The sequence below is a fragment of the Acinetobacter sp. A1-4-2 genome, assembly GCF_040233925.1.
GTDB lineage: Bacteria > Pseudomonadota > Gammaproteobacteria > Pseudomonadales > Moraxellaceae > Acinetobacter.
The window spans coordinates 1596283-1618482 of record NZ_CP157981.1; the positions used below are offsets into that span (position 1 = coordinate 1596283).

The following is a 22200-nucleotide window of genomic DNA, read 5'->3' on the forward strand; positions in this document are numbered from 1 at the left end:
TTGATAAAATTTTAAATATAACAAATAGTTAAGAATTTATATTCTCAAGCCATTAGAAGCGCCAGTTATAGAACACGTCTATCGCACGTTCTAGCGATTGGCTCGCTTCCAGATATAAACGTTTATTCATTTGATAACGCAAGGTCAATTTATTCACCGGTGTAAACACCCCTACACCATAACGGATGAACAGATCCGGTGTAATATAACCTGTCACACTCACCTGAGTATCATCTCCCGTTCCCTGTGCATCCAGCGCCAGACCACTCAGACCAAAAGTACGTCCAATCTGGTTGGTGAGAGCGCGTGTACCGCCTAAGCCCATACTGATTCCGGCAGCCGCAATGGTATTATTGACATCGGACTTAAAGCCCGCTTCCTGACTAATACCACTGGCACCTTCATTAATACGGCCGGTAATGATGGCATTTAAAGCTTCCTGTTCAGACAATCCGGCATCGTTATAGACCTGAATATTCGGACTGGTGGCTGTACCTGTTACACGCACCCCAACCAGACTACCCTGTACGGTCTTATTGGCATCAATATCCAGGGTCGGGTTATATAAAGGACCGTTAAAACGTGCAATCGCACGATTCAAATCCAGACTTTGTCCATAGGCTTCAATTTTTACCCGTTGACTGACCCCAATTGCACCATTAGCACGCATGGCGGTTTCAAGTCCACGTTGTGAAAGATACAAACGGCCGGCAAGTGGAATACGACTATCAAAGCCCTGGAAAATTACCTGATTACCTAAATTAACCATGACATCGGCACGGATATCCCAAGGACGGGCTGCCCTTAATATTGCAAGCTGGTCTTGTCCTTCACGCACGATTCGTACATCTGAAGATACATTGATTACCGGTGCTGAAGCTTCAGGCATCGAAATCAAGGCACGTGGCACATCCACCTTACCGTTTAAGCTTAATTTCTTCTTAAATGGCAGCACATCTAAAGACAAATCCGGCGTAACTACGGCGGTAATTAACGGCGCCTGACGTATAAGCAGGTTTTCACCTTTTAAATGCAACTGAATGCGGGGATCATCTTTCCAATTTACACTACCAGTCAATGCACCTGCACCTTGACCACTATTAAATGCACCGTTAATGGTAGCGTGATCCTGGCGAATGGAAGAATAGACCTGAATATTGGTTAAATTCACCGGCAAGGAAATCATGCTGATTGCACCATCTTTCAGGCGCATTTCACCATTCAGCAAAGGCTGCGTTAAAGTACCGCTAATTTTTCCAGCAAAAGACAAGTTGCCCGCCAGGGAACGGACATCCCGCGTAAACGGTTTAAAGACTTTCAGTTGTACCTGATCGAAGGCGATCTCACCGCGCATCGGCATCCTGTCTTTATAAGGATCGATAATAACATTGGCATAACCTGTACCAATTTCAGGGGTTTTAACATCTAAACGAACCTGTAGCCCCGTCGCTACACTTTTTGCCACCACAGCAATTTCATTATATTTAAGTGTAGAACCCATATCTTGTGGATCTTCAGCGGCGAGCCCAATCACGCCATTACGACTAACCAGTCTAGCATCAATTTTTGGCTTGCTGCCTTGTGCCCAAGTGGCTTTGGTATAACCATTGATCTTACCGGTAATTTCCAGACCCTCTGGCATAAAAGCAGCAAAGTCATTTAAATCGACATTACGGGTAATAAATGAAACATTACCTCTGGTTTTACTGACCCGAATCGGTTGGTCAAAACACAACTGGCTTTGTTGACTCGACCAGCAATGTGCTCCGACAAATAATTCACTTTTGGCAGAAATGTAAATCACCGAGGCATTTTGACGTTGTACCAAACGTGCACGCAAGGAGTCAAAATCACCTTTCTGGATTTGTCCCAACCAGTCATTCTGTGCATTAAAACCACCAGCCAGTTGTACATAAAATTTAGACAGTCTGTTTTGCGCCTGTACTTTCAAAATGTGGGCTTTACGCGTTCCAGCCAGTGAAATTTCACCCTGCTGTATTTCACGCTTACCACTGCGTAAATTTTCCATTTTCGCTGTCATCAAGGTCGGGGTCGACTCAGAAGTCGGCAGCTCGCCTTGTACACGTAATTTTTTAACACTGAATAACTGGTTAAAACCGAAATCGTCTACCGCCAGATTGGCCGTCGCTTGCAGGCGTGGCTGTGATTGCACATTCAAATAGCCATAAGCACGACCACGAAGTCCACTGTATATTTCATACAAGGCCGGTGCATTAATTTTCAGTCTTAAGTTCTGGGCATTACCGGTAGCCTGAACCTGATTTTTTGCATAGGAAAGATAGAGGTTATTGGCTTCAAACTGTTGTGGCAGGAAGCCTTTTTGATTTGAATTAATCACCATCGCTAGATTTCCTGTTCCGCGAACAGGTTTATTGTTGATGATACCGGCTATATTCAGTTTCTGGATATTAATACGTTTTAAGCTGTCTGACCAAACCCCTTCAGTTTTCACGTTACCGGACAATTCACCGCGCACAGATGAGACAAAATAATGCAGTTTAAAACGTACTAAAGAGGCATTGATATTCCAGCCCAAACCATTTTTAAGATAGACCAGACCACTAGCATAAATTTTCCCGGCAATACCTGAATGTTTCAGTTCATCGACTTTAACCAGTTCAGGTGTACCGGAGATCTTGAACTTGAGCATGCCTTCGCTGGCTGGAATCTGACTGGCATTGAGTGCGCCATCATAATTGACGGCAAAACTTTTAAATGCACCACCCGCTTTTTGGGTATTAAATAAAAGGGCGATGGTGCTACGACCGGTTAAGCGTACAGTTTCGTTGTTATTTTGCTGTGCTAGACGACCGGTTAAATTAATCGCATCCAGATGGATAATTTGCTGATTCGGTTTGGCAAAACCATTGGCTTTGACCTGACCATTAAGTAAATTAACTGGTGCAGCCACTGCAACCGTTTGCGGATTAAAATCTTTGGCATTGAGAATGGCATTCCATTTCAATTGACGTTTTTTGGTCGGCAAATCTACTTTGGCACTACCGCTTAAACTACCTTTACCCGCTACATAATTAAAACTCGGGATATTCAAGTCATTATTTTTGAAATTGAGCTGGGCAGTATACAAGCCTTCAGGCAACCTGCCCTTATCATTTTTGGTCACTGTAGTGGCGACATGAATATCCTGCTTGCCTTCAACCAGCGCTAATTTTACATCACCTGATTTACTGCTTAACCAGCCCACATAAGGCACGGCGCGATCAATATTTTGCCAGGCCACATTTAGCAGCATCGGGTTTGGTTTTTTGCCTTTCTGCTCGGCCTGATCGAGATTTAGATTCCATGTTTCATAACGATCAAAATCTACCAATGCGGTTAAATGCAGACCATTTTGCAAACGGCCTTTAGAGGCAATTTTGCCATCCAGAGTTGGAGGTAGAAAGTCCTGGATGATTTGCGGAATCAGTTTGTCTTTGGGATTAATTTTATCGACACGGCCATTCATGTCCCAGGTGACATGATCTTTCCAGCTGACCACGCCTGCAACATTCACCGCACCACTCATCAACTGACCATTTAAATTGCTAATGTCGAGTTGATGCACCAAGTCAGTATGCATACTGCCGTTATATTGACCTTGCGGAATATTTTTACCGCTTAAATCTGTAATGGCATCGATATTTAAACGCTGAATATCACCATTAAATTTAGCCACGCCATTTTTGGTATATAGCTTTTGTTCTGTCAGTAATGGCCAATGATATTTTTTAAAATTTAACTCGCCAAACATCGGCACATGTTTGCGTACCGGATGCAGTACCACCCAACCGGTTAACAGGTCTGGGGTATTGGTCGCAACGCCTGCCTGAATCGTGTCTAAAGACCCTGTTGCTACCACCTTAATATCATAAATATTTAGATTTTTATGCAGTGCAGGTATGTTCAGATCACCCACAGCATGTAAAGGGTATTTCCCTTCAAACTTCATATTTCCCGTGGCATTTTTCACCGAAAGATAGCCCATATCCATCCGGGAATCTTCGAACTTCAGTTCAGTACCTGACCAGAGCGCGTCATTCAGGTGAATATCGTGAAATTTTACACTTGCCGAAGCGGTTTTAATCAGCAGATGATCGACATCTGCCGTATCTAAACGCAAAACAAAGGGCAAACGGATTTCATTAAATTTAAATGGTTTATCACTCGGTGGATGTTTGGTGATAATTTGCAGATTACGTACATCGGCACGATTTAGATGAATTTCTTTTTTAAGAATGGCACGCCAGCCCAGAGTGACATCTGCTCGGTCAATCTTCACGTCTACAGGTTTGAGCGTGACCAAAATATTTTTTAGGATAATACCGCTGAGCAGATTACCGCCTTCATATTCATAATGAATAATTTGCTGACGCTCTAAAACACGGTCCAGTAAAAACTTGCTGCCTTTATCGGTACTAAACATCACAGCGAAAGAAGCAATCAGCAACACAAACACGATAAGTAATGTGAATAGCACACTCTTTAAAATACGACGCTTTTTCGGTCTAGGTGTTTCCGTTTCCGGTTGCTGTTCTACTTCAGCCATAATATTCTCTAAAAACTAAGATTTATAAAAACCAGTATTTATAATTGTGAACCAATAAAGAAATGCAGACGTATTGGATGATTGTCATCAGAAATACCTGAAGCAACATCTATACGAATAGGGCCAATTGGCGATGCCCAACGCAGCCCCAAGCCCACACTGTATGCAGTAGGCGTATTGAAATCTTCATCATAAGCATTGCCGACATCGCTAAAAATGGCTGCACGCCAACCTTCTTTAAATTGATAGTTATATTCAAGTGATCCTACAGCCAGAGCCTGACCACCGATTTTAAATCCATTTTCTTCAGGCGATAGACTTTTATAGTCAAAACCGCGTACTGTCTGATCACCACCAGTAAAGTAACGCAGGTTATAAGGCACCTTGCTAAAATCTTGAGTCAAGATATAACCTAAATCGCCACGCCCGACAAACTGGTGACTATCATTTTCACCCAATGAATAAATAAAACGCCAGCCTGCATTGAGAATAGCCATATCAGCATCAGACAATAATGACTCACTGCCAAGTTCCACCTTATAGGTCTGCTTAAAGCCTTTACCCGGATTGACCCGTTTATCGCTGGTCGCAAGTGATGCCTCATAACCCAACAATAAAGATTGCTGCTGGTCATTGGCATTGGCAATAAATGCATCAGGAATTTCATTGGTATTAATGGTTCCCTGTTGGGTAATCTGGTCCAAACGATAACGGAGACCAAAAGTATGTTGCCAGCTACCACGCGGTCTTTTAATAATTCTGTCAGCACCAGCCACAGCAGATTCAATCTTCAGGCTATTCCCCTGTGCCACGTCATCACGTTCTTCACGTTCATAACCGCCAACGATACTGATGTAGTCATTGATAGGATCGTGATAGGGAATATTATAACGTCCGTCGATAGACTGGCGAATTTGCGACACTTCCATGTTGGCATCAAAAGAATGTCCACGGCGGTTGACGATGGCACGGCGGTACTGAGCACGTAATCGTGCTCCTGTATCGGAACCATAACCTGCCCCCAGTTCTGCACTATTTAAACGATCAGCATTTAAAGTCACGATCACTGGAACTTTCTTCTCTTCACGTGCCTGAACTTTTAAACGCTCTTCTTCAGATTGTTTGGTTTCCTGCTGTGCACGCATCTGACGGAGATTTTCATCCCCTTCAATTTCCTCTTGACCCGCAAACTGGGTTTCATCGGCTACAGATTGGGTGACTTCTTTAGCGGAAGCGACCCGTTTTTTATCCTGAACGGTAGCCTCACTTTCAGATATTTTTTGCTGATCGACCAAAGCCTGAATATCGGGCGGCAATTCCAGCGCTTTCTCAACTGGATCTGGATGTATTGCATCCACCAGAGTGTAATTAAAATAACGCGAGTTGGTGAGGTTATTGGCTAAACCATTGACACGCCAGAAAGTATAATCGGCACCCTCCTCCCAGGAAACCATGCTTTGCAGAACATCCATGTCAATTGGAAATGGCTGTGACGGATCACTCATGCGGAATTCGACTGGGCCTAACTTGTAGCGTTCGCCCGTTTCATAGCGCAGGTTTACATCGGCCGTATTTTGTGGCTGGGCTACTTTTACATCATGCAGGCGCCAATAGCTGTCAAAGTAACCGTTGTTGGTTGCGGCATCGCTAATACGGTTTTTGGTTTCCTCATATAGACCATGGTTGAAAATATCCCCTACATCCTGATCGGGCAAAAGCCGGATCACCTGGAACTGGGGCTGATTTTCTCCTGCACCGCTAAATTCAATATTCTGTACTTTAATCTGTACAGGTACATTTGTCGTTACTCTGACCCGAACACGACTTTCACTGAGTTTCTCAAATTTAAATTCGGCATTATAAAAGCCGACTGCTTGTGCAGCCTGATTTGACAATGTCCTCAACTGCGGCAATGCTGAAGGGAAATCACTAAAAGATTCCCGGGTAAAGCTGGAAAGTTTAGCTCTGATATTTTCTTTCAGATTTTCCATAGCCTGCGCATAAGCTTTGGCTGAAACATCGCTACTATTTGGTGTAGGGACAATAATCACATCAGCACTGATACGATCCAGCTTGGCAGTATTCAATTGACGCGGCGGGCGTATTTTATATAACCAGCGTTTAAAGAAATTCGGTTCTTCAATTTCATCAGTGGGGGCCAGTTCAGGTAAAGTTTTACCGGCTACATTGGCTTCAACCACAATCTGGCTGTCTGCCTCAATATTCGACATCAGCTGATCGATATTTATCGGTGCCTGATTAATTTCAACCAACTCTTGTTGTGTGGCATCAGAAACCGCTACCTCTGTGCTCTGACCGGCGCGGTATTGCTGGGCTTCTCGTTTCGCCTCTTCAGCAACCCGAAAAATTTCATTTGCCATTTCTGTATTGACAGGGGTTATCGGCAGTTCTTCCAGATCTTCAAATTCAATCGGCTTGAATTCTTCCAAAGGCTGGGTTGTCTGTTCTTGCTGCTCCAGCATTTGCAGGCTATCAGGTTCAGTCGGGGTTTGCTGAATGTTCTCTAGTTTTTCCAGTTCTGCACTGCTGCCCACACCCTGCTGAATAGCTTCATTTTTGAGTTGTTGCTGAAATTCCGCTTCAGTGATGATGCTATTTGGCTGAGTCACTTGTGCAAAACCGTGTTGAGCCAGTAACATGAGTAAAATACTGAGTCCGAATCGTTTATGCTCATTGTTCCACTGTAAAATGGAATTGACGCTTAAAGTAAGCGTCGTCTTTTTAAAATTCAGTTTCGAAAGCATAAAAAACTCTAAACTCATATAATATTTGTAATGGAAATGCCCAATGAAAGCTCGCTAACAAACTCAAATCTATTGGAATTTTCACTAAAGTATAGGTTAAAAACATCATACATGATTTTTATAGTGTTTTACCAAATGCTCACATTTCTTAATAAAACTTAATGAAGTCCACAAACCATGGAAAAAAATGAACATCTCTTAGGCACACGCCGGTTTTTACCGATGTTTGTCACTCAATTTTTTGGTGCCCTGAATGACAACGTGTATAAACAAGCCTTATTACTGGTCATTACCTATGGTTGGATTAACCAGCAAACTGCCAGCGTAAGCACACTGAATAACCTTGCAGCCTTGTTGTTTATTTTACCCTATTTCATTTTCTCTGCCACAGCCGGACAGATTGCCGACAAATACGAACGTTCACAACTTGTACGGGGCATCAAGATTCTCGAAATCGTGATTATGCTGATTGGCTCGGCGGGTTTTTTACTCGGTCATTTGTGGCTTTTATTGGTGGCTTTATTTTTAATGGGTACTCACTCGACTTTCTTCGGGCCAATCAAATATGCCATTTTGCCAGAAATTTTAAAGCCCAATGAATTGATGTCCGGAAATGCCTTATTTCAGTCAGGAACTTCAATTGCCATTTTAGTCGGGATGATTTTAGGCGGTGCGGTCATTTCTGCCTCGGACGGCAATTTGTTGTGGATCAGCTTAACGATTGTGACGATTGCCTTGCTGGGATATTTTTCCAGTCGTTTCGTATTAAAGCAAAAAGTGACTTCACCAGACGTACACATTGACTGGAACTTTTTTAGAACCAGCTTTCAAACCCTGGGTTATGCCAAAAGTTTACCAATCGTGTTCCTGATTTTACTCGGCAATTCCTGGTACTGGTTTTATGGCGCAACCTATCTCACCCAAATTCCGCAGCTAACTCAACAAAACCTGCACGCCTCTGAAAATGTAGTCAGCCTGCTATTAACGTTCTTCTCTGTCGGGATTGGCATCGGTTCGTTATTGTGCCGCAGAATTGGCGGTACAGAAGTCAATTTGAAAATGGTTCCGATAGGAGCGATTGGCTTAACCATGTTTGCTTTTTATCTGGCAGCGAGTTTGGCTTTTGTGCCAGAACGTAGTGGTGAATTGCTCAGCTTGAAAGATGTCTTTACCCAAGGCTGGAGTTATTACCATGTCATGCTTGCTGTGACATTACTTGGGATTAGTGGCGGTTTTTATATCGTACCGCTTTATGCCATGATGCAGGCTTTTTCGCCGCCATCACATCGCGCACGTGTAGTTGCTGCAAACAACATTCTCAATGCCGTATTCATGGTATCCTCTGCAATATTCTCCATTATCATCTTAAGTGTACTTAAGATTGATATTAAAATACTTTTTAGTATCACAGCGATTCTAAGCGCCATTTTCACTACATGGCTCTTGTTTAAGCTCAAGCCCATGCTTGCAGCACAGCAACAAGATGCTTTAGAGGATTAATTTTATGCGCCAATATACCGGTATTGACAAATTTATTCATTCATTTGACCAGGCACTACGCAGCCTGGTTCCGGGCACAACCTCTGCGCACCGTGAAAACCCGGGGAATGAGGTTGAAACCAAACTCGGTGTCAGTGAAGCACGCCATGTGGCCGGTTTAATGCGGGTCAATCATAGTGGTGAAGTGTGTGCCCAAGCGCTTTATCATGGTCAGGCATTAACAGCCAAACTCCCGAATGTACGCCGTGAAATGGAACAGGCTGCAATTGAAGAACAGGATCATTTGGCCTGGTGTGAAGACCGCTTAAAGGAACTGGATAGCCACACCAGTTTGCTGAATCCGGTGTGGTATGGCCTGTCTTTTGGCATGGGTGCGATTGCCGGTATCGCCGGCGACAAATACAGCCTGGGTTTTGTGGCAGAAACAGAACGTCAGGTGAGCTTGCATTTACAGCATCATATCAGCCAGTTGCCTGAACAGGATGAACGTTCACGTAAAATACTGGTGCAAATGAATGAAGATGAATTACATCATCGTGACACGGCACTGAAGGCTGGCGGTGTAGATTTGCCAGTACCGGTCCGTATTACCATGACCGCTATTTCTAAACTGATGACCAAGACCAGTTATTATATTTAATCTACATTTGCATGATTGAGCCTACTTGAATGTGGGCTTTTTTATGTCTATTCATCACGAATTTTTTCTAACAAACAACAATAAAATATATGATGCGAAACAATAAAATACAGGCCACTACTTCAAGAAAAATATCAATATCCTGATGATAAGGCAGTATTTTCGCCCAAAATACATGTAACCAGTGAATCTTCTACAATCCGACACTCACTATCACAAAGAGCCAGATAAAGCAGGCGAGCAGATTCAGCAGTACATATTTTCCCAAAGGATAAGCTTTGATTCCGATAAAAATCGACAGAAGGTTTCGGAGACCCACACGAATTGCATCAATAAAATGTTCAGCACGGGATGATTGTCGATGACACTGCTGACCTGAGCAATTTTTTGTGCCAGATCATTGTTTATTGCAAAGACCAGTCTAATTTTTTTAAGCTTTTATATTTCATCAGCAGAATAGAGTGATTTCTTGGCAGATATCATCTCATCAATATGTGTTTTTAGGCTTTTATAGGCAAGGTATTATTTATATATGTCTTAATCCTTTACAATAAACTGTTTTTAAAAGACTTTTCTATCCAAAAAATAAATCTAAAAATATTAGAAATAAACCTCCTTCCTTGTGAGTTTTAGCTTACAACACGTGTCTCAAATTTTAATGGTATGGATAGGTTTTTATAGCACCCGGTAAAGCTTCTATTTTTGTAAAATTTATACAATACGATGACCAAAACATATAAAAAGATTCATTCGTATACTTTATAAAAATAAATATTAGCTGCATAAAGAACAAAAAACCAACAACAAAAATAATTTAAGGAGCAAGGTATGTCTACCCAGTTCAATTTTGTCTCTGTCCAGAAAAAATCAAACATCCATTTTGATGGCTGTTCTATCAGTCATGTGATTGAGTTAACAGATGGAAGAAAAAAAACCTTAGGTGTGATTCTGCCCACAGAACGTCCTCTGGTTTTTGAAACTGTGGTCGCTGAACGCATAGAAATTGTTTCAGGGAAGTGTTTAGTTCAAATTGGCAACAATACAGAGAGCCAAACCTATCATGCTGGTGAATCTTTTTATGTGCCTAAAAAAACCCAATTTAAAATTATCACAGATGATATTGTCGATTACGTTTGCCATCTGGAAGACCGTTAGGTTTGGTAACACCCTTATTACACATTAATTAGTCGACAATAAAAAAGCCCGACATCCTGTCGGGCTTTTTCGTATGGGTTCGCTCGGTATAACTCCTGTCGTACCTGACTGTCCTTGTGCTTGTTTGTTATTATTCTTTTGCAGAACTTCCTGTTCTTGTTAAACTCAGCATATGAAATTTCCAATATTTCAAATAGAAGCTATAACCTTAAATTCATGTGAGCAAATGCTTACAAAACGAAGTAAAAATCACCCGATACTTATTAACAAAAATTCCAGATCATCTTTTTCCAGGAACAATTTGGAACAGTAAATAAAGAAAATTCCATGCTCAATCAACTTATAATCACATATATTTCTCGTCCCAAACCATCCTTGAAATATTTAAAAAACCAATAAAAAAACAGATTTCGAGAAAAATTATTATTTGATGATGCCATTAAAACTTCATTTTATTCTGCTATCTTTTGAGCAGAACAATGGATGACAATTACCCTATTTTATTAATTAAATTTTCAGCCGCTATGGTTGGGGTCAGGAGTATCGAATGAACAGGATCCATAAAATTTCTATCTTTGCAGCAAGTTCAGCTGTTGCTGTCCTGGCTTATGCTGTAAGCACACCATCGAATAAAGCTGCTACAACAGCAGTAAAACAAGATCAAGTACTGACCAACCAACAAGTTTCCACACCCAGCACAACGACAGCAAACTCTTCACCGACCGTATTAGCACCCACATTGACCAGCACGACAACAGCTTCACCCATCAAGAACCAGTATATTGTAGTGCTCCAAACGGGTTCAGATCTCCCTGCACAATCTGCTGCAGCAATAGCAAAACAGCATGGGGGGCAAGTTTTATTTACGTATAATCGGGCGATTCGTGGTTTTGCCGTACGTATTCCAGAACAGGCTACGTCAGCTTTCCTTACGGCTATGCAGAAAAATCCGCAAGTCAGTTATGTAGAAGAAGATACTCTGATGCAGGCCAATACAATCACGCAAAGCAATCCTGTATGGGGTCTGGATCGTATTGACCAGCACAATTTGCCACTAAGCAAATCATTTAGCTATAACAAAACCGGTTCTGCGGTGAATGCCTATATTGTCGATACCGGTATTTTAGCCTCACATCAGGAATTTAACGGTCGTGTACAAACCGGTTATTCTGCAATTGCCGATAACAATGGCACCAATGACTGTAACGGCCATGGTACACATGTGGCTGGCACTGTAGGTGGCAGTACTTATGGAATCGCAAAAAATGTGGGCTTGGTACCTGTACGGGTACTCGATTGTGCAGGCTCAGGTGCTATGAGTGGTGTGATTGCCGGACTGGACTGGATTATTCAAAATGGTCGCAAACCCGCAGTGGTGAATATGTCTCTCGGTGGCAGTGCCTATAGTACCCTCGATACTGCTATAGATAACCTGTTTAATAACGGCTATGTACCAGTGGTTGCTGCAGGCAATGCAAATACCGATGCATGTACCAGCTCTCCTGCTCGCGCAGGCAAAGCCATTACCGTTGCTGCCACAGATTCAACCGATACCCGTGCCAGCTACTCGAATTATGGTAGTTGTGTCGATCTTTTCGCTCCAGGCAGTCAGATTACCTCTGCTTGGATTGGTAGCAATAGCTCGGCAGCAACTGCCAGCGGAACCTCAATGGCTTCGCCACATGTTGCAGGCGTAGTCGCGACAATGCTGGAAAATAACAGTACTGCAACACCGCAAAGTATTACTGATCAACTACTCAACCAAAGTACTATAAATCTGATTCAAAATCCGATGGGTAGCCCAAACCGATTGCTCTATAACTTGATAGACACACAGACCATCACCCCAGTACCAAGCATTATTGCGCATATCAGCAAAATCAATGCAACAACCCTACGTTATCGCAACGGTACATGGCGTGCTAATGTGAGCATTTCTGTGGTCGACAGCAATAACCTTGCCGTGCCGAATGCAACAGTAACCGGCAGTTTCTCTGTAGGTGGCAGCAATCTTAACTGTACGACAAACAGCTTGGGACAATGCCAAATCAATAGCGGCACCATCAAAAGTGCAACGCAGACTACCTTTAACGTCAACAATATTGGTGGCAGCAACCTGACCTATGCAGCCAGCAGTAATTTGGTCAGCTCCATTACTATTTACCGTTAAATAATCCTTGAAATAAAAACGCAACTTTATAGGTTGCGTTTTTTATAGAATGATTAGTACTTCCCCATAGATCTCAATTACCACAAAATAGCATCTAGATTGTAATACTCTGTAGGTAGTTTTTTTGGGAGCGAATTTTCTATTTCACTGAACTTAATCAGCTTTATACAACATTATTTTTAAATTAATAACTTATCATCAATACAAAAACCAAAGCTTCACCAACTGGGCTTTTTGAGGAGTGATCACATTCCGCATCTCATATTTGATTATTCTTATAATTCCAATAACTCAAACCACAAGTACTCATCTTTCACTCAATGTTTGTTCGCTGATTAAAAAAATTAAGTCATCAGGTTGATCTTATATTGCTTAGGCTATTTTTAATCAGTTAAATTCGCTTATACATGTGCGAGTGAATTTTAATTTATCCAATTGACCACTGGAAATTGATGATTTTCATGCTGAAAATCGCTACTTTGCCAAATATCCAGCATCGGTATTTTAACATCTAGAGCTAATGGTAACTTTTTAGGATTAAACTGCATATGCTGTAAATCCTGTCCCCAGGCAATTAAGTCGACATCCAAAGAAATTTGATGCGAAGGCCGTACCCGACCAGAATCGGCTTCCATTTTTTTTAGTAAAGTAATGACATCCTCAACCAACATCGCTGCTTTTAACAAACAGGCCGCATTCCAGTAATCCTCCCCCACCGCATCACGACACGGAATCACATAAATTTGAGAAAATTGCACCTCTCCCAAACCGGAGATTTGTTTCATAGCGTTTTGAAAATGCTGTTGGGGATGACAATTACTCGCCAGAGCTAAGGCGAATATCGTTTCGTTGGCGTTCAAGACGAATTCCTACAGAATTTGCTTGCGCGATAATGGCAGGCTTACGGATAGTAATCATAATCGATTCTACTGCAGGAAAGGTAGTAAAAAGCGCATTTAGCACAAGTTTTGCTGCATGTTCAATCAATTCTGGCTTGGCATCCTGAATGACTTTGGCAGAAATCTCGCAAATTTCAGCGTAATTCAGGGTATGTTCCAGTTGATCCGAATTGGAAGCCTGTTCCAGACTGGTCTGGATAGTCATATCCAACATTAAAGGTTGCATGATTTGACGTTCCCAATTGAAACATCCCACCACAGTTTCGACCTTTAAACCTTCAATGATGATTGCGTCCATGTTTGCCCCTAACAGACTTAGATTCTTTAATCCCTCCCTTTCGAAACAATGTTTCTCACCCTTTAAAAAAGGAAAAGTCCCTCTTTTATAAAGAGGGATTTAGGGAGATTTTCAAACTAATAACTTAGTTTTTTAACAACACATTTGGATCAAGAGTTTGCACCATTTGCAGTCTCTGGTCTGCATAAATATCGGTATATGGTGCAAGGATGCGCATAAAGCGATCGAAATACAGCATTTGCTTAAACAGCAAGGCAAAGTCGCGCGGGAAGCGAATGCCATGACGCTCGCCCACTCCCACCATATCCATCATGATGTCGTTTAAATCGGCAGGATTGGAAGTGAGTAACTCTTGAGGATCAGCCAAAAGGACACCACTGAACAGGCGTTCTAAGTCAGCCGCCAAAACTTGAGTATCAATTTTCTTGTTGGTCATGCCCATTTTCAGCATGTTTTCAGCCATTAAGGTGTATTCGGTTTTTTGCAGCGCATCCATGAAGGCAATACAAGCTGTCCAGACTTCAGGCTTCAACTGACCCACAATACCAAAATCAATAAAACCGACACGACCATCTTCAAGCAACATCAGGTTTCCGGCATGCAAGTCTGCATGGAAGCTGTTACACATCATCAAGCTGCCAAACCAGGTATTCATGGCGGTAATGAGCACCTGGGATGGGTCTTTAGCCACTTTTTTTACTACATCAAAATCGGTCAATGGCACGCCATATAAGCGCTGCATGGTGAGTACACGGCGGGTTGAGTATTGATGATAAACTTTTGGTGCAGTCGCTTTCTGGTTTTGCGTTATATTCAGATAATTAACGAAATCGTCCAGGTTTTGCGCTTCTTCAATAAAGTCGACTTCGCGTACCATGCGAGTTTTAATTTCCTCGACAATATCGGCAAGTGATGCAAATTTCACTTTCGGTACGGCTTTTTCCAAAAGCTTGGTGGCCCAGTGCAAGACATTCAAGTCGGTATACAGAATGGTTTCTACACCCGGTTTTTGCACTTTAATCACCACATCTTCACCAGTCACGAGTTTGGCTGCGTGAACCTGTGCGATAGAGGCCGAGGCTAAAGGCTTTTCATCAATGGAAGCAAAAATTTCATCTAAATTTCGACCCGCAAATTCTGATGCCAATACGCCTTGTACATAACTAAAAGGCAAAGATGGAGTCTGATCCAAACAGCCCTGAAATTCTTCTACATATTCACGTGGGAATAATGACGGTGTGCTGGCAATAAACTGTCCGAGCTTGATATAGGTTGAACCTAAGGATTCAAAAGTTTCACGCATCAGCTTGGCGTTACTTGGTTTTTCTGTGGCGTATTTAAAGCCCGCTTTTGCTGCAATTACAGCCGTTTCCCCGACACGGGCAACTGAACGCAGGCCATCTAACCAGATATTGTTTTTCATAATGTCAGCTTAGAATTAAATTATAGCGAGTGTAGCAAAAAAATATGGTCTTGCAGGTCTATCTTGCCTGACAGATTGGACAATCTGTATCTTTTTCGAAAGCAAGTAGACGTTGTTTCATGCTTAATCCATCCCAGAGCATCAGTTTTTGTTTCAGTGGTATTTTGCCCAGCCCCAAGTAGAGTAAAGCATGATGCGCCTGCAAACTCGCCATAACATTCGGAGTCGTAGCTAATACGCCTGAATCTGCACAGCGCAGGTTTTCATTGGCATGCTGTTCTTTGGGAAATAGACATTCATAACAGGCAGATTCGCCTTCTACCATAAACAGCTGTCCCTGAAAACCAATCGCTGAAGCACTGATTAAAGGTACATTGAATTGCTTGCAGCTTTGGTTGACGAGATAACGTGTAGTGAAATTATCACAGCCATCTAAAACCAGATCTTGAGCTGAAATTAATGCTTCTGCATTGCTCTCGTCCAGTTTTACTGTTTGAGATTCAACACGGATATGCGGATTGATCTGCTGTAATCGCTTGGCCAGTATCTCAGATTTATAGAAACCGATATTGTCTTCTACATAGGCTATTTGCCGTTGCAGATTACTCATTTCAATGGTGTCAGCATCAATTAAGGTGATTTTCCCTACACCTGCTCGAGCAAGAAGTTCAGCTGTAGTGCAGCCAATTCCACCACAACCGACAATCAGGACATTGGCAAGTTTCAGTTTTTCCTGGGCTTCAATGTCCCAGCCATCCAGCAGAATTTGCCGGCTGTAAAGATGCATTTCTTCATCGCTTAACTCTAGATCCATGTCGAGTGCTTGGGTCACTTGCTTATCCTATCTATTACTTGCGTTTGCTTAAACCAGACAGCCATTATAGTTCAAAATGAATTTTGCATAGGACTAAAAAAAGCACCCTTTCGGGTGCAAGAGCATGAAACTTTAAAAAACAAAAAAGGTTTAACTGACTTTCTGAATTCCTTGCATGTTGGCAATTTCCTGCTGTTTGAGTAAATTGCGTTGAATTTTACCACTCGTGGTTTTAGGTAAACCTTCGACAAATTCGATTTCTTTAGGATAGGCATGTTTAGACAAACGTGAACGCACATATTCCTGAAGTTTATGGCTTAACGCATCCGAAGCCGAAAATTGCGGTTTAAGGACGACAAAAGCTTTCACCACCTCGGTACGTTCCGGGTCTGGCTTGCCAATGACTGCAGATTCCAAGACCTCGGCACATTCCAGTAAAGTGCTTTCTACATCAAAAGGCCCCACACGATAGCCTGACGTTGTAATGACATCGTCAGCACGCCCGATAAAATCCACCCCACCCAGTTCATTTAATTTCACCGTATCACCGGTTAAATAATAATGTCCAACGAATGATTTACGGTTATTGCTGCCATAACCTTTAAACCAGGTTAAAGGTGATTGCGAAAAATCAATAGCCAAGGTACCAATCCCACCTCTTTCCACTTCTTCATGGTTTTGATTCAGGACCACAAAACGATGACCCGGGTTGGCAAAACCTGCAGAACCGACTTTCTTTTCATGTTCTAAAGCATGATGATTGGCAATCACCATCCCCAGTTCAGTCTGGCCATACTGATCATAAATATTGACATTCAAATCATGATTAAACCAGTGAATCACTTCTGGGGTTAATGGCTCACCGGCACTACTGACGGCACGTAAATGTTCTTTAATGGATGGATCAAATTTTTCCTTGAATCCAAAAAACATCCGGAATGCCGTTGGTGAACCGGTCAAGTTACTGACTTTATGCTTTTTAATGATCTGCACGGCGTTATCTACACTAAACGCACGTTCATCCATAATAATGCTATACCCCAAGCTTAAAGGTCCGGTAATACCATAATACAAACCATAAGCCCAACCCGGATCGGCCAGATTCCAGAAAGAGTCTTCTTCACGCAAATCCACCGCGTGGATCATATAGCCTTTAAATGCCAGCAGTGCTTTTAAAGGAACCTGTACCGATTTTGCCAAACCTGTGGTTCCAGAAGTAAACATCATCAGGAAATCATCTGCAAAAGTCTGCATCACCGGTTCAAAAGATTCTGATTGCCCAGCCAGTTCTGTCCAGAAATCGGCATCTGCATGGCTTGAAGCATCGCGTAGATGTACTGTTAAAATATGCGGTACAGTGACACCATTCAGTTTTGAGCGTTGTTCTGCATTGGTCACAATCAATTGGGTTTTGGCAGTATTGATCCGGTGCTCAATGGCTTTGGACTCAAAAGCAGTAAACAATGGCTGGTAAATTGCACCCATGCGCCAGGTAGCCAAAATGGTAATCAGCAATTCAGGCGTACGCGGTAATAAACCGGCAATACAATCCCCTGCTTTTAAGCCAATCGAGCTAAAATAATTTGCCAGTTTTCCAGAGGCTTCTGCCAGCTGTTCAAATGTCCATTCGGCAGATTCGCCATTTTTGCCTTCCCAGATTAAGGCCGTTTTGTTTAAACCGAGATAACGCTCGCAACATTCAACATAGGCATTGACTGACTCAGCCGTACCGACCAGTTGCTGTGCAAGAAAATCATCAAAATTAAACTCTTGATATGCTTGTTGTAGTGTCTTCATGACGACAACCTCTCATCCGTTATTTTATAAACAAAGCTCCTGCTTTGCTGATCCATTTTGCTTATTGTTCTGACTCTAAAAATGCCAAAGCTGATTCAACATCTTTAAGTTTTTTACTTCACAGTTGACTTAGATAACCATGATTTCCCAGCTCCTGCAATTTCCTTATCCATCAGAAAATGTGCAGGATTTGAACACCGACTAAAGTCTAAAATTTAGCCATTTAAAGCTTTAGCCGGTTTAGATTTTAGTCACCTCGCGGGCAATCACTAGACGCTGAATATCCGAAGCCCCTTCATAAATCTGGCTGACCCGTACGTCGCGGTAAATCCGCTCTACCGGGAAATCCGAGACATAGCCATAACCGCCATGAATCTGAATGGCATCGGAACACACCCGCTCCGCCATGGTGGATGCAAACAGCTTGGCCATAGAAGCTTCTTTCAAACATGGTAGCCCTGCATCTTTTAAGGTTGCCGCATGGAAAATCAGTTGGCGTGCAGCTTCAATCTGCGTGGCCATATCTGCCAGACGGAATGCAACAGCCTGATGCTGTACAATCTCTACCCCAAATGCTTTACGCTGATTGGCATATTCCACAGCGGCATCGAGTGCAGCACGCGCCATGCCAACGGATTGTGCGGCAATCCCGATTCGGCCAGATTCAAGGTTGGATAATGCAATCTTGTAGCCTTCTCCTTCCTTGCCAAGTAAGTTTTCAGCAGGAATCCGGCAATTTTCAAAAATGATGGTGGCGGTATCGGAACAGTGTTGCCCCATTTTTTCTTCCAGACGTGAAACGATATAACCTTCGGTATCTGTAGGCACCAGAAAACAGGAAATGCCTTTTTTCCCTGCAGCTTTATCGGTCACAGCAAAGACAATCGCCACTTGGGCATGTTTGCCTGTGGTAATGAACTGTTTGGTACCATTCAATACCCATTCATCTCCATCACGTTCTGCTTTACATTCCAGTGCACCGGCATCTGAACCGGCTTGCGGTTCGGTGAGACAGAAACAGCCAAGCCATTCACCTGTAGCCAGTTTGCTGAGATATTTCTGTTTCTGTGCTTCCGTACCGTAACGCTGGGTAATGCCACACGGCAAAGAGTTTTGCACACTGACAATGGTGGAAATTGCGCCATCACCTGCAGCAATTTCTTCCAAGGCAAGCACCAGTGAAACATAGTCCAAACCCGCACCGCCCCATTGTTCGGATACGGTCATGCCCAAAGCACCCAGCTCACCAAGTTCTTTCAGTTCTTGTGTGGGAAATTGAGCAGTTTTATCACGTTCTGCGGCAGTAGGTTTTAACTTATTTTGCGAATAATTCCGCAACATGTCCTGAACCATCTTTTGTTCATCATTTAAAATCATTGAGCTTCCCTCTCATGTTTCACATTCAGTTTTTAAAATTCTTTATTTATAAAAATTTAAGCAATATTTGATACACGACAATCCCATTCGCAACCTGAAATACATCTAAAAGTTAATGTTTCTGCGAGACAGAGGACTGTAATTTTGATTAAACAGGTTTTGCGAATGGGGATGGTTTTGCCTACTTTTCCCGGAAGAAAAGTAGGTCGAACCGAAGGTTAAACAGAGTTTGTATTACATATTGAAAAAACTCCGTCATGCCACCGCCATTATCAATAATTACTTCGGCTGCATACGAATCGCGCCATCCAGACGAATCACTTCACCATTTAAATACGTATTTTCAAAAATATGACCCACTAAATGCGCAAACTCTTCCGGTTTGGCCAAACGCGATGGAAATGGCACCATCTGCCCCAAAGCCTCCTGAACATTTTGCGGCATGGCTTTCAGCATCGGCGTTTCCATAATGCCTGGCGCAATGGTCATCACCCGAATAGCCTCACGCGCCAGTTCACGTGCCAGAGGTAAAGTCATGGACACCACAGCACCTTTAGAAGCAGCATAAGCCGCTTGCCCGAGTTGTCCTTCAAATGCGGCCACTGAAGCAGTATTGACAATCACCCCACGCTCTTCTTCACCTGGCTGCAATGGATATTTCGCCATCAAACTTGCCGCAAAACGGATCATGTTAAAAGTACCACTGACATTGATATTCAATACTTTCTGGAACAGACCCAGATCATGAATGCCATCACGACCCAACACTTTGGCAGACGGTGCAATCCCGGCACAGTTCACCAGACCATTTAACTGACCGTACTGCTGCTCAATATTTTCAAAGAAAACTTTGACTGCATACTCATCGGTCACATCCAGTTTGACAAAAACTGCATGCTCACCCAAGCGCTGCTGCATTTCCTGACCTAGCTCCTGGTTCATATCCACCATAATCACCTGAGCGCCCTGACCCACCAGATAAGTGGCTGTGGCTGCACCCAAACCCGATGCACCGCCTGTCACGACAAATACTTTTCCTTGAATTTTCATTTTTTGTTCCTGTTAATTATTTGAATAAACACTCGACTTAAGATGCAGAGTAAAGGCAGTTCAGCTAGAGTACAATTTCCAAACCTTGCATCTTTTATGATGGATTTGGACAATCCAGATCAGCGCAGCAAAAAATACGGAATACGGATATCTGTACATGAATGAAAAAAACTTAAATTACAGTAAAGGCACAATCTCGATCAGTCTGGTGCATGAAGCGCTTTTATCTGCCCAGCATCAGGGATTGAACACGCAAAATATCTTGCTCAAATCCGGTATTCCTGTTGAGTTGCTGCATTCCAGTAAGGCTCGCGTTTCAGTTTCACAATATGCCCAGCTTTGGACTGAGCTGGCCGATGTCATGAACGACGAGTTTTTTGGGATGGACAGCCACCCAATGCGGCGCGGCAGTTTTAAACTGTTATCCCAATCCGTCATGCATGCCGAAACCCTGGAAAAAGCCCTACAGCAAATTTTGCAGTTTTTAAATCTGGTTCTGGATGATTTTATCAGTCAATTATCTGTGCAGGAAAACTATGCCTATATTGTGATTTATGAACAGAAACACACCAAAAGAATGTTCAGTTATGCCACTTATTTAATGCTGATTCATGCTTTGATGTGCTGGTTAACTGGACAAAGAGTTTTACTGAATCAGATTCAGCTCAAATGTGATGCACCACTGGATGATCAGGACTATAAAGTCCGTTTTTGTGAAAATATTCAATACAATAGCCATGAAAACTATATCCAGTTCGATGCCAATTATTTAAATATTCAGATCAAACAGGACAAACAGTCATGGCATCAGTTTATTAGACAAACACCGCATAACCTGCTGGTGCGCTTTAAAAATCCACATGCGATTAGCTCGCAAATCCGTAAACATTTAATGAATGTTCCACCTGCTGAATGGTTAGAACTGAATGAAATTGCCCAGCGCTTAAATATTTCGGATGCCACTATGCAAAGACGTTTAAAAAGCGAAGGTGTCAGCTATCAACAACTTAAAAATGATATCCGGCGTGATACAGCCATTGAATTTCTGACCAAAACAGAGAAAACTTTGCAACAAATTAGTGATGAACTCAGCTTTCACGATCCGAGTGCATTCCATCGTGCTTTCAAAAAATGGACCGGCGTCAGTCCCGGGGCTTATCGGCAAAATAAGGAGTAATAAATTCAATATAAGCCATAAGAATATAGATGCTTTTCTAAAAATTTAATAATTCTTTGCTTTTCATTAACTTAAAAAATGATGCATTTTTCGTCGGAATTTATTTGCAAAAAGTGAAAAAATAGGTTGATTTTCAACCAATTTAAAGGCATATCTTTATGCCACCCCTGCTGTAATCTCCCTGTTAAATCACCTTATATTAAAGGTTCTGACATGCTTAAAATGATTGATGTACTAGAGCAAAGCTTGGTGCAAAATTTTACTCATTCTCTCAATTCTCACACCAGTCAATTTGATGAGTTATTCAATCAAGGTATTTTAAATACTGCTGATTCTGCACTTCAAAATGTGGTGGTCAATTTCTTCAATCGTGCAGATGCCATTGAATCCGCTCAAGCACTGGATATCAGTGCTGATCGTATTCAAGCTTTACAAACTGGCGTAGCTTTAAAAGATGAGCAATATCTTGCAGATACAGCAAAAATTGTGGCGCTTTGTTTAGCGCTTGAAACCGATGCGCTTGCACACTTGGAAATATCTGATGGTTTACAAGATTTTCTAATATAAA

At 42.3% G+C, this 22200-nt stretch carries 15 protein-coding genes; 6 read left to right on the plus strand and 9 right to left on the minus strand.

The window, feature by feature from the left end; translation table 11 throughout:
* Positions 1–52 precede the first annotated feature (52 nt).
* Together ABJ384_RS07935 and ABJ384_RS07940 are read right to left on the minus strand one after the other, a co-directional pair.
* Positions 53–4567, minus strand: coding sequence for a translocation/assembly module TamB domain-containing protein (locus ABJ384_RS07935; protein ID WP_349926589.1), 4515 nt, complete (start codon positions 4565–4567; stop codon positions 53–55).
* 38 nt (positions 4568–4605) lie between these two features.
* Entirely contained in the window at positions 4606–7332 is a 2727-nt protein-coding gene (locus ABJ384_RS07940) for an autotransporter assembly complex family protein (protein WP_349926591.1), read from the minus strand.
* 177 nt (positions 7333–7509) lie between these two features.
* Here ABJ384_RS07940 and ABJ384_RS07945 point away from each other — a divergent pair, with 177 nt between their 5' ends.
* The 4 genes from ABJ384_RS07945 to ABJ384_RS07960 all read left to right on the plus strand — a co-directional run bounded on the left by ABJ384_RS07945 (position 7510) and on the right by ABJ384_RS07960 (position 12797).
* Positions 7510–8832 (plus strand): MFS transporter, encoded by a 1323-nt coding sequence (locus tag ABJ384_RS07945; protein ID WP_349926593.1) that lies wholly within the window; start codon positions 7510–7512, stop codon positions 8830–8832.
* 4 nt (positions 8833–8836) lie between these two features.
* Positions 8837–9472, plus strand: a complete 636-nt coding sequence (gene coq7 / locus ABJ384_RS07950; protein WP_086197293.1) for a 2-polyprenyl-3-methyl-6-methoxy-1,4-benzoquinone monooxygenase — start codon at positions 8837–8839, stop codon at positions 9470–9472.
* Between the two features lie 828 nt (positions 9473–10300).
* The gene (locus ABJ384_RS07955; protein ID WP_086197291.1) at positions 10301–10627 is read left to right on the plus strand and encodes a pyrimidine/purine nucleoside phosphorylase; all 327 of its coding nucleotides are present in this window, start codon (positions 10301–10303) and stop codon (positions 10625–10627) included.
* Between the two features lie 547 nt (positions 10628–11174).
* Entirely contained in the window at positions 11175–12797 is a 1623-nt protein-coding gene (locus ABJ384_RS07960) for a S8 family serine peptidase (RefSeq protein WP_349926596.1), read from the plus strand.
* Between the two features lie 422 nt (positions 12798–13219).
* Here ABJ384_RS07960 and ABJ384_RS07965 read toward each other — a convergent pair whose 3' ends face one another.
* The 7 genes from ABJ384_RS07965 to ABJ384_RS07995 form a co-directional block, all read right to left on the minus strand.
* Positions 13220–13657 (minus strand): 2-amino-4-hydroxy-6-hydroxymethyldihydropteridine diphosphokinase, encoded by a 438-nt coding sequence (locus ABJ384_RS07965; RefSeq protein ID WP_349926598.1) that lies wholly within the window; start codon positions 13655–13657, stop codon positions 13220–13222.
* The gene (gene folB / locus ABJ384_RS07970) at positions 13614–13994 is read right to left on the minus strand and encodes a dihydroneopterin aldolase (protein WP_349926600.1); all 381 of its coding nucleotides are present in this window, start codon (positions 13992–13994) and stop codon (positions 13614–13616) included. The genes ABJ384_RS07965 and folB overlap by 44 nt, the downstream gene beginning before the upstream one ends.
* 124 nt (positions 13995–14118) lie before the next feature.
* The gene (locus ABJ384_RS07975) at positions 14119–15417 is read right to left on the minus strand and encodes an AarF/UbiB family protein (protein ID WP_349926602.1); all 1299 of its coding nucleotides are present in this window, start codon (positions 15415–15417) and stop codon (positions 14119–14121) included.
* A 58-nt stretch (positions 15418–15475) separates the two neighbouring features.
* On the minus strand, positions 15476–16249 hold the full coding sequence (locus ABJ384_RS07980) for a HesA/MoeB/ThiF family protein (RefSeq protein ID WP_349926604.1): 774 nt from the start codon (positions 16247–16249) through the stop codon (positions 15476–15478).
* Between the two features lie 132 nt (positions 16250–16381).
* Positions 16382–18028 (minus strand): AMP-binding protein, encoded by a 1647-nt coding sequence (locus tag ABJ384_RS07985; RefSeq protein WP_349926606.1) that lies wholly within the window; start codon positions 18026–18028, stop codon positions 16382–16384.
* A 240-nt stretch (positions 18029–18268) separates the two neighbouring features.
* Complete coding sequence (locus ABJ384_RS07990; RefSeq protein ID WP_349926608.1) at positions 18269–19405, minus strand: acyl-CoA dehydrogenase family protein; 1137 nt, start codon at positions 19403–19405, stop codon at positions 18269–18271.
* A gap of 279 nt (positions 19406–19684) precedes the next feature.
* The gene (locus ABJ384_RS07995) at positions 19685–20455 is read right to left on the minus strand and encodes a 3-hydroxyacyl-CoA dehydrogenase (RefSeq protein WP_349926610.1); all 771 of its coding nucleotides are present in this window, start codon (positions 20453–20455) and stop codon (positions 19685–19687) included.
* Positions 20456–20612: 157 nt separating this feature from the next.
* Here ABJ384_RS07995 and ABJ384_RS08000 point away from each other — a divergent pair, with 157 nt between their 5' ends.
* Entirely contained in the window at positions 20613–21632 is a 1020-nt protein-coding gene (locus ABJ384_RS08000; protein ID WP_349926612.1) for an AraC family transcriptional regulator, read from the plus strand.
* Between the two features lie 213 nt (positions 21633–21845).
* Complete coding sequence (locus tag ABJ384_RS08005; protein WP_349926614.1) at positions 21846–22199, plus strand: hypothetical protein; 354 nt, start codon at positions 21846–21848, stop codon at positions 22197–22199.
* Position 22200 lies beyond the last annotated feature (1 nt).

Excerpts from the sequence above, each read along its gene's own strand:
- ABJ384_RS07990 (WP_349926608.1), bottom strand. The coding sequence starts at position 19,405 with ATGATTTTAAATGATGAACAAAAGATGGTTCAGGACATGTTGCGGAAT.
- ABJ384_RS08000 (WP_349926612.1), top strand. The coding sequence starts at position 20,613 with ATGAATGAAAAAAACTTAAATTACAGTAAAGGCACAATCTCGATCAGT.
- ABJ384_RS07945 (WP_349926593.1), top strand. The coding sequence starts at position 7,510 with ATGGAAAAAAATGAACATCTCTTAGGCACACGCCGGTTTTTACCGATG.
- folB (WP_349926600.1), bottom strand. The coding sequence starts at position 13,994 with ATGGACGCAATCATCATTGAAGGTTTAAAGGTCGAAACTGTGGTGGGA.
- coq7 (WP_086197293.1), top strand. The coding sequence starts at position 8,837 with ATGCGCCAATATACCGGTATTGACAAATTTATTCATTCATTTGACCAG.
- ABJ384_RS07995 (WP_349926610.1), bottom strand. The coding sequence starts at position 20,455 with ATGAAAATTCAAGGAAAAGTATTTGTCGTGACAGGCGGTGCATCGGGT.
- ABJ384_RS07975 (WP_349926602.1), bottom strand. The coding sequence starts at position 15,417 with ATGAAAAACAATATCTGGTTAGATGGCCTGCGTTCAGTTGCCCGTGTC.
- ABJ384_RS07985 (WP_349926606.1), bottom strand. The coding sequence starts at position 18,028 with ATGAAGACACTACAACAAGCATATCAAGAGTTTAATTTTGATGATTTT.
- ABJ384_RS07960 (WP_349926596.1), top strand. The coding sequence starts at position 11,175 with ATGAACAGGATCCATAAAATTTCTATCTTTGCAGCAAGTTCAGCTGTT.
- ABJ384_RS08005 (WP_349926614.1), top strand. The coding sequence starts at position 21,846 with ATGCTTAAAATGATTGATGTACTAGAGCAAAGCTTGGTGCAAAATTTT.
- ABJ384_RS07935 (WP_349926589.1), bottom strand. The coding sequence starts at position 4,567 with ATGGCTGAAGTAGAACAGCAACCGGAAACGGAAACACCTAGACCGAAA.
- ABJ384_RS07955 (WP_086197291.1), top strand. The coding sequence starts at position 10,301 with ATGTCTACCCAGTTCAATTTTGTCTCTGTCCAGAAAAAATCAAACATC.
- ABJ384_RS07940 (WP_349926591.1), bottom strand. The coding sequence starts at position 7,332 with ATGCTTTCGAAACTGAATTTTAAAAAGACGACGCTTACTTTAAGCGTC.